The organism is Collinsella aerofaciens ATCC 25986 (assembly GCF_964239575.1).
GTDB classification, from domain to species: domain Bacteria; phylum Actinomycetota; class Coriobacteriia; order Coriobacteriales; family Coriobacteriaceae; genus Collinsella; species Collinsella aerofaciens_BQ.
The window spans coordinates 1-14816 of record NZ_CAXSQQ010000005.1; the positions used below are offsets into that span (position 1 = coordinate 1).

12 protein-coding genes and 1 riboswitch are annotated in these 14816 nt (G+C 61.3%); of the genes, 6 read left to right on the top strand and 6 right to left on the bottom strand.

Translation table 11 applies throughout. The annotated features are described in order from the left end of the window. Positions 1 to 520: 520 nt before the first annotated feature. On the top strand, positions 521 to 1162 hold the full coding sequence (locus tag ACESUZ_RS04060; RefSeq protein ID WP_117747059.1) for an SIMPL domain-containing protein: 642 nt from the start codon (positions 521 to 523) through the stop codon (positions 1160 to 1162). A gap of 150 nt (positions 1163 to 1312) precedes the next feature. Here the strand turns inward: ACESUZ_RS04060 and ACESUZ_RS04065 are convergent, their stop codons facing one another. Then, complete coding sequence (locus ACESUZ_RS04065) at positions 1313 to 1438, bottom strand: hypothetical protein (RefSeq protein WP_255412934.1); 126 nt, start codon at positions 1436 to 1438, stop codon at positions 1313 to 1315. A gap of 269 nt (positions 1439 to 1707) precedes the next feature. On the opposite strand from ACESUZ_RS04065, the gene ACESUZ_RS04070 reads away from it, so the two are divergent. Together ACESUZ_RS04070 and ACESUZ_RS04075 are read left to right on the top strand one after the other, a co-directional pair. Beyond that, positions 1708 to 3000, top strand: coding sequence for an IS30 family transposase (locus ACESUZ_RS04070; RefSeq protein ID WP_373198629.1), 1293 nt, complete (start codon positions 1708 to 1710; stop codon positions 2998 to 3000). 549 nt (positions 3001 to 3549) lie between these two features. Beyond that, positions 3550 to 4284 carry a 3'-5' exonuclease gene (locus ACESUZ_RS04075; RefSeq protein WP_217750819.1) on the top strand — a complete coding sequence of 245 codons (735 nt, stop codon included), beginning with the start codon at positions 3550 to 3552 and terminating at the stop codon, positions 4282 to 4284. 41 nt (positions 4285 to 4325) lie between these two features. Here the strand turns inward: ACESUZ_RS04075 and ACESUZ_RS04080 are convergent, their stop codons facing one another. The 5 genes from ACESUZ_RS04080 to ACESUZ_RS04100 form a co-directional block, all read right to left on the bottom strand. Beyond that, the gene (locus ACESUZ_RS04080; RefSeq protein ID WP_195445187.1) at positions 4326 to 5561 is read right to left on the bottom strand and encodes a hypothetical protein; all 1236 of its coding nucleotides are present in this window, start codon (positions 5559 to 5561) and stop codon (positions 4326 to 4328) included. 182 nt (positions 5562 to 5743) lie between these two features. Further along, entirely contained in the window at positions 5744 to 7558 is a 1815-nt protein-coding gene (locus tag ACESUZ_RS04085; protein ID WP_373198632.1) for a hypothetical protein, read from the bottom strand. 307 nt (positions 7559 to 7865) lie between these two features. Next, positions 7866 to 8306 (bottom strand): nucleoside-specific channel-forming Tsx family protein, encoded by a 441-nt coding sequence (locus ACESUZ_RS04090; RefSeq protein WP_271759045.1) that lies wholly within the window; start codon positions 8304 to 8306, stop codon positions 7866 to 7868. A gap of 8 nt (positions 8307 to 8314) precedes the next feature. Then, a riboswitch (SAM riboswitch) is annotated at positions 8315 to 8405 on the bottom strand. Between the two features lie 266 nt (positions 8406 to 8671). Further along, positions 8672 to 9661 (bottom strand): hypothetical protein, encoded by a 990-nt coding sequence (locus ACESUZ_RS04095; protein WP_117746606.1) that lies wholly within the window; start codon positions 9659 to 9661, stop codon positions 8672 to 8674. 123 nt (positions 9662 to 9784) lie between these two features. Next, entirely contained in the window at positions 9785 to 10438 is a 654-nt protein-coding gene (locus tag ACESUZ_RS04100; RefSeq protein WP_373198634.1) for a helix-turn-helix transcriptional regulator, read from the bottom strand. Positions 10439 to 10715: 277 nt separating this feature from the next. On the opposite strand from ACESUZ_RS04100, the gene dpaL reads away from it, so the two are divergent. The 3 genes from dpaL (at position 10716) to ygeW (ending at position 14794) form a co-directional block, all read left to right on the top strand. After that, on the top strand, positions 10716 to 11930 hold the full coding sequence (gene dpaL / locus ACESUZ_RS04105; protein ID WP_055252227.1) for a diaminopropionate ammonia-lyase: 1215 nt from the start codon (positions 10716 to 10718) through the stop codon (positions 11928 to 11930). A 74-nt stretch (positions 11931 to 12004) separates the two neighbouring features. Beyond that, the gene (locus ACESUZ_RS04110; RefSeq protein WP_055252228.1) at positions 12005 to 13390 is read left to right on the top strand and encodes a YgeY family selenium metabolism-linked hydrolase; all 1386 of its coding nucleotides are present in this window, start codon (positions 12005 to 12007) and stop codon (positions 13388 to 13390) included. A gap of 201 nt (positions 13391 to 13591) precedes the next feature. Next, positions 13592 to 14794 (top strand): knotted carbamoyltransferase YgeW, encoded by a 1203-nt coding sequence (gene ygeW / locus ACESUZ_RS04115; protein ID WP_373198637.1) that lies wholly within the window; start codon positions 13592 to 13594, stop codon positions 14792 to 14794. The last annotated feature ends 22 nt before the right edge of the window (positions 14795 to 14816 follow it).

Sequence of the window (14816 nt, forward strand, 5' to 3'; positions counted from 1 at the left end):
CGGATTCGCGCCTCAGGACTCAGCGCAACGCGTTGCGCTGAGTCCTGAGGCTGTTGCAATGAAAATGAGAATCAAGGGTAGTGGTTTTGCGGGCGTGCCGTGCTTCCTTTACCGAAAATCCATTTGGTAAACCAGATGCTCGCGGATAGAATAAAGTTGACGGCAGCCCAAGTTCTGGAGAGCTGGGAAACGCCGTTGCTTGGTCAAGAGGTCGGTGCCTTAATGGCAGCGACTTGTTATGCTTCGAATGCTGCTTGAGTGCCTCGGAAAGTTCGATAAGCGCCGTGAAGAGCGAGACCAAAGCAACCAAGAGCTCTACGAGCTCTGATGGGCCCGGGATGACCTCTGATTCAAGTCACCGGGCCTCAATCTTTTTCATCCATTTGAATAGAGCGGGCGACTCTCTTGGGGCCATCTGCATGGCGCGTGCCTGGCGCGCGTGGCACAGCATCCCATTTTTGTGTCCGCACGGGTGGCTACGCTTACCGCAACGTAGCCATTCGTGGAAAGGACGGATGTCATGGCAACGGATAAGACCGGTTATGTGAGCGTTGGCGCCGAGATAGAGGACGAGGTTATGCCCGACCGCGTGATCTTTAGCATTGGCTTTGGTGGTCGCCGCACCACCAAGGAATCGTGCCTGGAGGATTACAACACCGATCGCGCCCGCGTAGCCGCCGCGCTGGCGCCCTTTGGTTTGGATAGCGAATTAACATGCTGTCGGTACACTTGTTATGCGCAGATGACGCGCAAGAAGGCGACGATTGTGGGCTACAACTACTATGCGTACGGTACGGTTGCCGCGCCTGTCGATTCGACTGACTTTGCTGCTGTGTGGACCGCACTCAATACCTGCGAGTCACATGCCGACATGAGCATTCGATTTGAGTTGGCGGATCAGCGCGCGGCGGAAGACGCCCTGATTGCCCGTGCGGTTGAACGTGCTCGCGGCAACGCGCAGGCACTTGCCGTTGCGGCGGGGTCTATGCTGGGCGGCGTCAAGCATATCTCGTATAACAGTCGGGCGGCGGGCTATGGTCGAACATACTGTGTTGCCGCGTGTGCTCCCGATGGGGCGTCCGGAGGCTCCGAGGAGACGGTGCTGGAGCCAGAGCCTATCGAGGTCGAGTGCTCCGTGGATATGGAATGGTGGCTGGAGTAGGAAGCAGGTGCTGAGCGGCTGAGGGACCGAGGCTTCGCTACCGAAAAAACCATTTGTTAAACTCAATGTCCGTGGGTAGAATAAGGTCGACGGCAGCCCAAGTTGTGGATAGCTGGGCAGCGCCGTTACTTCGATTAAGGGGTCAATGCCTTAACGGCGTCGACCCCTCTTCTTTTGCTTCGTACGCTGCTTAAGTGCCTCGGAAAGTCCGATAAGCGCCGTGAGGAGCGAGACCAAAGCGGTCAGGAGCTTCACGAAATCAATCAGATCGGTCATGGGCATCACCTCCCGTCGCATGGAGGGCGCTGCCCGGCACATGGAACTGCCGTCAACAACTGCCATTCTATCAAAGCGCGGTCATAAATACGAATATATGTTCGATAATAACAGCAACGTGATTCCCTCGAATAGCAGCCTTTCGTAAGGGCCTTGATTATCGACTTCATCCGAACACCTCCCACATTCATCCGTACATGTACGGATGAATGTGGGAACCCGATACCCTGAGGGCCGGACCGGCCGGCCCCGGAAGATCGGAGGACGGCATGTCCGGAAAGAGGAAGAAGGGTTCCGCGAAAGCGGCCCCGAGGGCCTACGGAAGGCTCACGAGGCACGAGCGGGACACGGTCCAGAGGATGCTGGAGCGCAGGGCCTCGTGCAGGGAGATCGCGAGGGAGCTGGGCAGGTCGCCCTCGACGGTGAGCGCCGAGGTTGCGTCGCACAGGTTCGTGACGGCGCCGAAGCCCAGGCGCGGCGAGCGCGTGGGCGCCGACACCGACCTGTCGTCGGCCTGCCCGCGCCTGGCGGCGTGGCCGCGCTGCTGCAACGGGTGCGGCCGCTACCGCGCGATGGGCTGCAAGCGCCGCCCGCACGTCTTCTACGAGGCCCGCGCCGCGCAGCTGTGCGCCGACTCGGTGCTCGTCTCGTCCAGGCGCGGGATCGACGCCGACGAGCCGGCCGCGGCGGCCAGGCTGGAGGCCATCAGGGACTGCCTGCGCCGGGGGCTCTCGCCCGAGCAGATGGCCGCATGCAACGGAGGGCCGGTGGACCTGTCGCCGTCGACCATTTACCGCTGGGTCGCGGCGGGCTACGACGGCATGACCAACATGGAGCTCAGGCGCAAGGTCGGCTACAGGCCGAGGAGGCGCGCCGCCGTCCGGGCGGCCACGCGCCACTCCGCCCGCAGGTCATACGCCGCGTTCCTCGCCCTCGGGGAGGACGCGTGCGCCGCGGCCTGGGAGATGGACACCGTCGAGGGCGCCCGGGAGGACTCGGCCTGCCTGCTCACGCTGCTCCACCGCCCCAGCAGGCTCCAGCTGGCGCTCCTGCTCGGGGAGAAGGCCTCCGGGTGCGTCGCGGCCGCCCTGGAGGGCGTCCGGGCGGTCCTCGGCGCAGACGGGACGCGCCGCGTGTTCCGCGCCGTGCTCACCGACAACGGCGCCGAGTTCTCCGACGAGGGCGCGATCGCCGCGCTCCTCGGCGAGGGGCCCAGCGAGACGAGGCTGTTCTACTGCGACCCGCGCCGCAGCGACCAGAAGGGCGCCTGCGAGCGCAACCACGTCGAGATCAGGAAGCTGCTGCCCAAGGGCGCCGGGCTCAGGTTCGACCGGCTATCCCCGGCCGACATGGCGCTCGCCATGTCGCACGTGAACTCCGAGCCCCGCGGCGCGCTCGGCTTCTCGACGCCCGCGCGCGCCTTCAGGGCGATGCTCGGGGACGATGCGGCGGCGCTGCTTGACGCCTACGGCGTGGAGGATGTGCCTCTGGCCGAGCTCGACCTGACGCCGGGACTCATCGAGAGGGCGCGCGCAGAGAGGGGCGATGCCCCGCTGGCCTAGCCTGAAGGCAAAACGGAATAGACTGACCGACCGTCCGGCTGAGTCTGGGAAGAGGTGCCGGGCGGAGGGCGGAGCATGGCCACCGGACCCATCGAAACACATCTCCACCGTTCCTTCAACTGGGAAAACGGCGCCCCCGGGGCCCGGATGGGGCCTCGGGGGCGTTCGGCTAGCTGCGGGAACGGCCTGTCCGCCTAATGTGTTCGGCTGAGATCGGAAATCAACCCCTTTCGTAAGGGCGGCAGAAGACGGCGCTGGGCGATTGGGGCTAGACGCGCAGGTCTTCGTCACCGAAAGCCCGTTTGATTAACCAGCCCTCTGTAGGTACACTGCATATTGATGGGCCCGGGATGACCGCTGATTCAAGTCACCGGGCCTAAATCTTTTTATCCATTTGAATAGAGCGGGCGACTCTCTTGGGGCCGTCTGCATGGCGTGTGATTAGCGCATGGTATTGCGCCCAGCTTTCATGTCCGCGCGGCCACCTATCCTTACGGCAATGTAGCCGCTTATGTAACAAGCGGCAAGCAACGGAGAAAGGCCCTAACCGTGTCAGCTGAAAAGACGCCGTGTATCTCGGCTATCGATACGACGAACTTTGCGCGCCAGATTGTGCTGGACTTTGAGTTTGCGCCGGTGCCAAAACAGCGCCAGCGCCGTGGGCTGCGCAATGAGATTATCGAGGTCGGCGCCGTTAAGCTCGATTACCACGGCAACGTTATGGGCGAGTTCTCGCAGTTTGTGCAGACGGAATTTACCGAAGGCGTTGCGTATCCCGTCCGCGAGCTCACGGGGATATCGGCCGTGGACACCGCGATGGCCGATCCGCTCTACATGGTGATAAAAAGGCTCAGCGATTGGATCGGTCGCTACTCCGCCCAGGTGGTCTGTTGGAACGGTGCGGACCGTCGGCAGCTTTTGACCGAGTGCCAGGCAAAGCACATCGACCTTTCCACATTTCCTACGGACTGGGCCGACCTGCAGGCGTTTTACACCTCGATCATGGACGTTGGCAGCCACGGGCGCGTCTCGTTGGGCGACGCGGCAACGTGGTTCGGCATCGAGTTTGACGAGTCGACGGGCCATGCCCACAGCGCCCTAGCCGATGCGCGCGTGACCGCCAAGCTGCTCAAGCAGGTGATGGACGGGGACTATCACGTGAGTCCGCGCGCCCAAGAAGTCCGCCAACGTTGGGGGATGGGCGAGCGGGCCCAGACACGCCTCTCTAGCAAGTGCCCCGAGCTGGGCGACCTGCTGCTGAAGCTGAAGGCGGCGGGAAGGTAGGGGCGTTAGCTGTCTGCATGGCGCGTGCCTGTCGCGTATCGTTACTCTTCCTGCTGCTTGGCAGGCAAGATGTAGACGTTCTCGGCGTCCACGGCGATCTGCGCGGGGCGGTTGTAGAGGGTGTCGATCTCCTTTACGCTCTGCTTGAACGGCGTGACGTCGGGCGTCTTTGCCTGATGGAGCTTTTCGAGGAGTTTCTCGGATTGCTTGTCGTTGAACTTTCCGATGCTCTCTCCTGCGCCTTCGAGCGCCTCGTCGATGAGTGTATGGTCGCCCACGGGGGTCTTTGCGATGGCGTGACCGAGCAATTTGCCCGCGGACGCGATACCGCCCAGCAGTGCCGCATCGACGGTGTCGACAGCCCCCGCTTCGAGTGCGTTGTAGCAGTCGGTGTAGAGCTCGCGGTACGCGATCGAATCAGCCTCGATCTTCGCAGTGGCGTCCGCGAGCTTTGCGGGCTCGAAGTTCTGGGCGAGCATGGGTTCGAGGAACAGCGAGAACGCGTGGATGTAGGTGGCGAGCTGGCAGTCTTTGAGGTAGTCGAGCACCTTGTCGAGGCGTCTGCCCAGGCCGTCTCGCACCTCGATGAACCCTTTCTTTTTCAGATCCGCCTGTGCCTGCGAGCGGAAGAGTTCCATGTCCTGCGCGGACGACTGCTTGATGTCGAGCACCTTCATATGGGCGTTTGCCATGTAGGTGGCGTTGCCGTAGTTGAGGCCGTAACCGTTGAGGATGTCTGCGAGCGTCTTGAGGTTGCCACGCATGTTGGCCTTGTCGCGCTGACGCATGTACTCGAACATTTCGTCGACGGACTCCTGGATGGAGTCGAGCTTTTGGTTTATCTGCGCGATTGCGGCTGCCATGAATAGCGATGTTGGATCGTAAGGCACCTGCGTGACGCTCGTGGCGATGTCGCCCTCGACTACGTGGAAGCGCGCCTGCCCAAGGCCCTTGGCGGCGTCGCGGTAGCCCCCTGTGAGACCGCTGCCGTCCTTGAACGTGTTGAGTTTCGACGGATCGAGCGGGTTACCATATTTGTCAGTCGCCTGGAGCAGCGTGGGCACGCTCACCGTGTTGGTGACGGTGCGAAACATCGAGGGGAGCGAGGCGAACGCCACGCCGAGTTGGGGAATTCGCTCGAGCGGTAGCTTGATGGCGCCGGAGACGTCCACCCGCTTCTGAGTGAGCGCGAGGTGGATTTTGGTCGATGCGAGCTGTTTTGCCACGAGCTCCTCTCGGCCGTCGTTCGCCGAGGGTTTGGTCTCGTTGTCTGCCATAGCGCGCTCCTTGCTTACGTTGATAGTCGTGGGCATTATCTCATCGCCTGGTGGCTTGCTAGAGCGGGGTAGAGGCCGAGCGTCTGGCGAAACTCGTTAACTGATTGCATTTCAGCGGATTGGGTTGATTATAAGAGAAGGACGGCTATCCATCTGCCCTTCCCAGTTGAGTTCGCTTTGAGCTACTGTTCGTGCTTATGCTGCTTGGGCTCAAGCCTTCTCGCTGCCGTGAAGCAGGCCGTGGCCGCCATGGCCAATGCGATGCTGGCCATCCAAGTGGAGTCGCCGGTTGCAGCGAGCTTTGGTTCATCGGCTGTCGTGCGTCCCGACTTTTTTGTAGCCGCCTCGTCGGCGTCCTTTTCAGGAGTGGCAGGATCACTTTTGTTGTCGCCGGGTGAATTTACGTCGGTCTTTCCGCCCGCCTGCTCCCCTTGGGCCTTCCCCTCCACGGTGAAGGACGCATCGGTCGCCGTCCCGTCCTTCCAGACGGCCGTGACGGTGTGTCCGCCGCCGGCGAGCGTGTCCAGGTAGGACGGCCTGAGCTCGATAATCGTGCTGCCCCTGGTTGCGGAGTAGTTCTCGGCGGAGACCTCAGTTCCGTCCACGAGGAGACGCGTGAACTCATCGAGAGGACCGCTGAAGCGGAAGGTCAGACCGGCCTCGCCGTCCTTTGCATACGCCTGCCCGTCGCCCTTGGTGGCGGCATACAGCGGAGCGGTCACGTCGAAGGTGACGTCCCCCGCGTCGTCGACATCAAAGGTCTGAACGCCGGTCTTGCCGTTACGCTCGGCGTAGGCGGAGCTGTAGACGAAGGTCTCGTGGCCCGTCTTGTCGAGGACCGCGAGGGCTTGGATTTCAAACGAGCCCATCGAGAGCGACGTGGGGAACTCGATTTCGATATAGCCCCTTGCCGCATCGTAGCTGCAGCTCAACGTTTTGCGGGTCTTTAAAGAGTTCGGGTCCTCGACATAGCCGGGGTCGCCGAGGATCGGGGAGACAGACTTTACGCCGTCCGCGTCGCCTACATTGCAATAGATACGGAGGATCCCGCCGACGGGGACCCTCTTCGCGGAGATGGAAACGTTCGAGACCGTGGGCGGGTTCCGGTCGATCGCGCTGCCGGTCACCTCGAAGCACAGCTCGCTCGGGTCGCCAACCGAGAAAGTCGCGCCCGAAATGCCGTTGGCCCTGGCGTAGGAACTCTCGTACACATCGGTCTCGAACCCTAGGCCATCGGTGACCGAAAGGCCGATCAGCCTGTGCCTTCCGATCCTATTGCTGTCGAATGTGAGGTCAAACCCGTCGATAGACGAGCCTCCGTGATAATAGGCTGACGAAACAGAGCAGCCGTCGTCCGAATTCTCCCAGCCCTGCCGCAGTATGGGGGAAACGGAGCGAACGCCGTCGGCATCGGAGACGGTCCAAGAGATGTGGAGGTCGGCACCGGTTGCGACCTCCCTGCTCGAGAGCGACACGGAGGACACGGTCGGCGGGTTTTGGTCCTCGGGTCCCTCGGTCACCTCATACTCGAGGGGGTCGGTGGTGAAGGTCGGACAGTCGAGCCCCTTCTCCTCGGCATACGTCGTGTCGTAGACATCGGTAACCCATCCAAGACTATCGGTCACGCCGAGGCCGATGATCCGGTACCTGCAGGGCCGGTCGCTCGGGGAGGTGGAGATATCGAAGCCCGCGGTCGTGTTGCCGGTCGACGAGAAGGCGAGACGGGAACTGATTCCATGGTCTCCGGTATCGTTTTCGACAAGGACTTCGACTATGGGCGTGACGGACCGTACCCCGTCAGGGTCATCGACGCTATAGCCGACATGCAGCGTGGAGCCGGCCGTGACTGTCGTCGCGGATATCGTCACGTTGGAGATGCTGGGCGGGTTCGGGTCCGACGCGGCTAGGGCGGTTGAGGGCAAAGCAAGCGCTACGGTGGCGGACAGCGAGGCGAGCAGGCTAAGCGCGAAGCGCCTGGAGAATTTCAAGGAGGTCATTGGTGGTGCCGATCTTCCATAATTGTTGCAGCGATACCAGCATATCTTTGGCCCATGCTAGCCAGATGTTCTTTCCGCGAACGGCTCGTTAGTTTAGAGACGGCATATGGACGCCTGTCTCGTCCACGTTTCTCGTAAGGGCGATTATAAGGACATGAAGAGACTTTCTCGGAACAATCAATTGGGGATATCAAAGAAATGCTGGACGCCTCCTGATCGCTCAATGCCTTTGAGGTGAAATGCGGCGCATCGGCTACGTTGTTGAGATCATTTATCGAGCGATACGTCATTCCAGCTGAGGCCACCGTCATGAGGCTTCTGTTCCTACACCCCCCGCAATCCCGCGCGCGGCACCCAACAGCTCGTACTCCCTCTCGCTCCACTGGCACAGCTCGGCAGTCTCGACGGCGTCGCGACACAGGTCCAGAAACACCTCAGCTCCCTCGCAGAAGCACTCGCGGGCAAAGTCACCCGAACCGCTTGCGACGCACGTGCCGTCGGCAAACAGCTTCCAGCTAGACAGCTCGCGCGAGTCGTCTCCAAGCAGCTTGATCTGCAGTACGTGCGGGTCGCCGGCGGTGTAGAGCTCTTTCTCGAGCGCCTGCACGGTAAAGCGCATCTGGTGGGGGAGACTGCTCTTGACCATGGCCGAGGCATAGCCGTTCGGCTTGTCCAGAAGATGCATTCGTTTTGGCTTGGCTGCCAGGTTGTGGAAGTTGCGCTCACTGCGCACGGAGAAATTGTCCATACGGACTCCTTTCATCGATATTGGCAGGGCCACCGTGCCTCTTGGCCGGTTGGCGTCGGGATCGTGGAGCCAACTCTCTACCCCGACTCTGGATAAAACGCGCCCGCTCCTTGCGGGCACGATGGGGTCTATCAACGTGTACGGACAGAAATCAAGCGCCATCCGCGAAATGACGCGCGGATGGCGTTGGTTTCCCAAGTGATTATTCGGCTTCCATCCGGAAAAGTGTCGAAATCAGCCGTGTAAAAGTACGGAAAAGTGTCGAGATAGGCACCTTAAAACTTCGGAAAAGTGTGGCTGGATGACAAAACAGCACTTAGAAGTCGGTGCTGGATGCGGAATCCTGTGGTCGCCTTCAGCCCTCGCTACTCGTCGTCCTCGTCGTTGGGGTCGCCCTTGAGGGTGTTGATGTCCAGGTACTGGTTGTCGTCCTCTTTTTGCTGGGTCTCCGACTCCGCTTGGGTGGGGCCGCGGAACAGCTGGAACCCCTCAAACGCAATGACACCGAGCAGGGCAATGATAATGGCGATAAAGGCAACCTTGACTGCCTGCGGAAATTCCGAGAAACGCAGCGCCTTTTCCTCGGCGTAATAATCGGCGAAGCGCTCTTCGCCCGTGCTTTTGGTATACGCCGGCGCGGACGCGGCCTCCGGGTCATATTCCGGTGCAGGCGTGGCGGCGTACGGATCGTTGAGATAATCGCTCGATGCGGTGCCATAATCCTCGGTCTCGATGCGACCGGTGCCAGCATAGCCATCGGAATAACCGGAATATGCCGCACCGCCCTCATAGTCCGCGGCGCTCGTGTTGGCGGCAAAAAGCGGGTTAACTGGAACATCGAGCGCCGGCATGCCGGTAGAGGTCTCATCCAGATCGGTTGCAGCCCAGGAATCGTAGGCAACCTGATGGGCAACGGGCTCATCGAGCCTTGCGACCGGAGGCTTGCGTGCCGCGGGAACAGGCAACTGCTGGGCGCTGTACATAACGGTGCTGTCGGCCGATTTGCCCTGCGTCGCTGCTGCGAGAAATGCCGCCGTCTCGGACGGGTCGCTTGCGGGGCGGGGAGCGGGCGTGGGCGCCGAAGTGGGTGCGGGCGTAGGCGCGGGCGTCGAAACAGGCGACTGCGCAGGAGTCGGCGCAGATACGGGCTCAGGCGCAAGTGCGGGATTGGGGCTTGACGGGCGAGCCCCGCCGCCGCCCATGAGTTCGTCGGCGGTCCACGGGCGATCATCCATCACGTCGTCAAGGCTCAGCGAAAACAGGTCGTCTTCACCCTCATCGAACATGCGGTGCACATGTCCACCAATTGCCGGAATCAATCCGCGACCGGTGCATGATGCCTTGCTCAACGCCATTCTGTCCCATCCTTTCGAAATACTAATGACATCGATTATATGGAACTTCCCAAGCGGCTCGGTCTCGGATTCGTGCTTTCCAGAACTCGCGCCCAAAAAGGGAGGGGCAATCCAGGCGAGTGCCTACTTGTTGCCGGCCGCCGCCTTGGCCTCATTGAGGTAGCTATAGAAGCTGTACTTGGAGATGCCAAAGAACTCGCAGGCGCGCTCACTCGACTTGGAAATGAGGAAGGCACCGCGACGGTCGAGGTAGCCAATGGCACGAATGCGCTCGTCTTTGGTCATGAGCGCCGCGGGCTTGCCCACAAACTGCTCGCACTCGTGCAGCAGGTCCTCGAGCAGGTCGCCGATGTTCTTGGTAATGGGCTCGGGCTCGGTATAGCCCGTGCCGCCGGTGCCGGTAAAAGCGTCGAGCGAGCGCTCAAATGCCTTCATAAGCGTAATGTCAAAGTTGATGCCCAAAATGCCGACGGGCTTGCCCTCGTCGTTGCGGATAAAGATCGTCGACGATTTGAGCAGCTTACCGTCGGTGGTTTTAGTGAGGTACGGCTCGCGGTCGTGTACGTCGGTGGCGCCCTCGTGCATGGACTCAAACACGATATGGCTGGGGCCGTCACCCAGTTTGCGCCCGCTGACGTGGCCGTTTTCGATCACTACGATGGAGTGGTCCACGTCTTCGGTCTCCAGATCGTGGACGACGATTTCGCAGTTGGGGCCAAATTGGAGCGCCAGGCCGTGTGCAAGGCGCTTGTAGAACTCAATCTGTGCGGGGGTCATGGGTGCCTTCCTAAAAATTAGTTTGGGCACACTTTGCCATAAACCATACCTGTTCGCAAATAACGAAAGCGTCGCTGCGTTATGTAACCGTTCGGCGGCGAAAAAGTACCGATTACGGCAACAAACAATTTGTTAGGTTTGCCAATCAAAAAGTGTGATAGAACAGTGCTAACAAACTTTTTGTTTGGCATCCACATAAAAGTTCAGTCGCATGAATGGGAATGGGCTGAAACGCGTATGCGGGGGCCGGCAAGAGAGGACTTAAGGAGTTCACCGTATGGCCGATAAGATCCAGTGGGCGGGCAACACGATGCCCAAGAGCGATGACAAGCACTTGGGAATCATGAGCCTCGACCACGTGAAGAAGGCCCGCGCCTTCCACCAGTCGTTCCCCCAGTACACCGTCACTCCGCTTGCCCGCCTGGATGGTCAGGCTGCGCGCCTGGGCCTTTCCAACCTGTGCGTTAAGGACGAGAGCTATCGTTTTGGCCTCAACGCCTTTAAGGTTCTGGGCGGCTCGTTTGCCATGGCCAACTACATTGCCGACGAGACCGGCAAGGACGTTGCCGAGTGCACCTTCGATTACCTGACCTCCGATCAGCTTGCCAAGGACTTTGGCCAGGCCACCTTCTTTACCGCCACCGACGGCAACCATGGCCGCGGCGTGGCATGGGCTGCCAACAAGCTGGGCCAGAAGGCCGTCGTGCACATGCCCAAGGGTTCCACCAAGCCCCGCTTCGATAACATCGCCGCCGAGGGCGCCACGGTGACCATCGAAGAGGTCAACTACGACGAGTGCGTGCGCATGGCCGCCGCCGAGGCCGACGCCTGCGAGCGCGGCGTTATCGTTCAGGACACCGCTTGGGAGGGCTACGAGAAGATCCCGTCCTGGATCATGGAGGGTTACGGCACCATGGCTTCCGAGGCTGCCGAGCAGCTGCGTGAGATGGCCATCAACCGCCCGACGCACGTGTTTGTCCAGGCTGGCGTGGGTTCGCTCGCCGGCGCCGTGGTGGGCTACTTCACCAACCTGTATCCCGATAACCCGCCCACCTTCGTCGTGGTTGAGTGCGCGCCTGCCGCCTGCCTGTACAAGGGCGCTGCCGCCGGCGACGGAGATCCGCGCATCGTGGACGGCGACATGCCCTCCATCATGGCCGGCCTGTGCTGCGGCGAACCCAACATCCTGGGCTGGGATATCCTGCGCAACCACACCACCGCCTTCGTGTCCTGCCCCGACTGGGTCACCGCTCGCGGCATGCGCACCCTGGGCGCTCCCGAGAAGGGCGACCCGCGCGTCATCTCCGGCGAGTCCGGCGCTGTGACCACCGGCCTGGTCGAGACCCTCATGCTCGATCCCGAGTACGCCGAGCTCAAGGAACTCATCGGCCTGGACAAGACGAGCTCTGTGCTCTGCTTCTCCACCGAGGGCGATACGGATCCCGACCAGTATCGCCGCATTGTTTGGGAAGGCGAATATCCCACTTGCTAATCGTTAGGGCGGAGTAAATAGGTATCGCTCCGCCACCTCACAGGTAGATTCCTTCGTTTGAAAGGTTATGAACAATGGCTAAAGAACTCGATTTCGACGCAATCAAGGCTGCTGCTGAGTCTCATCGTGCTGATATGACTCGCTTCCTGCGCGCCATGATCTCCCACCCCTCTGAGTCCTGCGAGGAGGGCGAGGTTGTCGCCTGCATCAAGGCCGAGATGGAGAGCCTTGGCTATGACGAGGTCAAGGTCGACGGCCTGGGCAACGTCATGGGCTTTATGGGCGAGGGCGACAAGATCATCGCCATCGACTCCCACATCGACACCGTCGGCATCGGCAACATCGAGAACTGGGATGCCGATCCCTACGAGGGCTACGAGACCGACGAGATCATCTACGGCCGCGGCGGCTCCGACCAGGAGGGCGGCATGGCTTCCGCTACCTACGCTGCCAAGATGATGAAGGACATGGGCCTCATCCCCGAGGGCTATAAGATCATGGTCGTCGGCACTGTCCAGGAAGAGGACTGCGACGGCATGTGCTGGCAGTACATCTACAACAAGGACGGCATTAAGCCCGAGTTTGTCATTTCCACCGAGCCCACCGACGGCGGCATCTACCGCGGTCACCGCGGCCGCATGGAAATCCGCGTTGACGTTCACGGTACCTCCTGCCACGGCTCCGCTCCCGACCGCGGCGACAACGCCATCTACAAGATGGCCGACATCATCGCCGACGTCCGCGCCCTCAACAACAACGGTTGCGACGAGTCGACCGACATCAAGGGTCTCGTCAAGATGCTCGACCCCAAGTACAATCCCGAGCACTTCGAGGATGCCCGCTTCCTGGGCCGTGGCACCTGCACCGTTAGCCAGATCTTCTACACCAGCCCCAGCCGCTGCGCTGTCGCTGACTCCTGCGCCATCTCCATCGACCGTCGCATGACCGCCGGCGAGACCTGGGAGTCCTGCCTGGACGAGATCCGTAACCTGCCGGCCGCCAAGAAGTACGGCGACGACGTGAAGGTCTCCATGTACATGTACGACCGTCCGTCCTGGACCGGCGAGGTCTACGAGACCGAGGCTTACTTCCCCACGTGGATCAACAAGGAGACCGCTCCGCACGTCAAGGCCCTCGTCGACGCCCACAAGGCCATGTTCGGTGACGAGCGCATCGGCTGCGAGCCCAGCATGGACAAGCGCACCGGTCGCCCGCTGTGCGACAAGTGGACCTTCTCCACGAACTGCGTTTCCATCCAGGGCCGCTACGGCATCCCCTGCGTGGGCTTTGGTCCGGGTGCCGAGTCTCAGGCTCATGCTCCCAACGAGGTCACCTACAAGGACGACCTGGTCACCGCTGCCGCCATGTACGTGGCTGCCCTGAACCTCTACGATCCGAGCCAGGCCGATGGCGACGCCACCGTGTTCCGCGCCGGTCTGACCAACAACAAGATCGATTAGTCCCATTCCTCGATTATGTTGAGCCGGGGGCCGCTCGTGTCCCCGGCACCCCCTGTTGACTTGGGGCCCGCGGTCGTTATCTCCCATGCTTCCTCAACGGTGGCGGGTCCTCGTCATGGTGTTCTGCATGTTCTGGCCACACGCGCATGCCGGAGCACATCTACTCATTGCGATCGTTTCATCTTTAGAAAGGACATTTCCATGGACGCTAAGTTTACCGAGCTCGTCGAGCAGCTGAACGGCCTCGATTTTAAGGGTATGTACGGCAGCGACTTCCTGCACACTTGGGACAAGACCACCGATGAGCTCAAGGCTCTCTACATCGTCGCCGACGCCCTGCGCGAGCTGCGCGAGAACAACGTCTCGTCCAAGATCTTCGACTCGGGCCTGGCCGTCTCCCTGTTCCGCGACAACTCCACCCGTACGCGCTTCTCCTTCTCTAAGGCTGCCAACCTGCTCGGCCTTGAGCTGCAGGACCTGGACGAGAAGAAGTCCCAGATCGCTCACGGCGAGACCGTCCGCGAGACCGCTACCATGATCTCCTTCATGGCCGACGTCATCGGCATCCGCGATGACATGTACATCGGCAAGGGCGACGCCTACATGGCCGAGGTCTCCGAGTCTGTCCAGCAGGCCTACGAGGATGGCGTCCTTGATCACCGTCCCACGCTCATCTCCCTGCAGTCCGATTCCGACCACCCCACGCAGTCCTCTGCAGACATGCTCTACCTCATCAACGAGTTTGGCGGCCTTGAGAACCTCAAGGGCAAGAAGGTTGCCGTCACCTGGGCCTATTCGCCCTCTTACGGCAAGCCGCTGTCCTGCCCGCAGTCGCTGATCAGCCTGCTGCCCCGCTTTGGCATGGACGTCACCCTGGCTCACCCCGAGGGCTATGACCTCATGCCCGAGGTCGTCGAGCGCGCCCGCGGCTACGCCGCCGAGTCCGGCACCACCTTTAAGCAGGTCAACACCATGGCCGAGGCCTTCGAGGGCGCCGACATCGTGATCCCCAAGAGCTGGGCTCCGTTTGCCGCCATGGAGAAGCGTACCAACCTGTACGCCAAGGGCGATGACGCCGGCATCGCAGCGCTCGAGAAGGAGCTGCTCGCCCAGAACGCCACCCATCAGGACTGGTGCTCCACGACCGAACTCATGGAGAAGACCGCCAACGGCCAGGACACCATCTTTATGCACCCGCTGCCCGCCGACATCTCCGGTGTCTCCTGCGAGCACGGCGAGGTTAACGCCGACGTCTTCGACATGCACCGCGTGGGCATGTACAAGGAGGCCAGCTACAAGCCGTACGCCATCGCTGCCATGATGTTCCTGCAGAAGGTTGCCGATCCCGCCGCTACCCTCAAGGCCCTCGACGAGCGTAACACCGCCCGTTGGCTCCAGGCCTAAAGCCGGGTTGAGGTAAGCCATG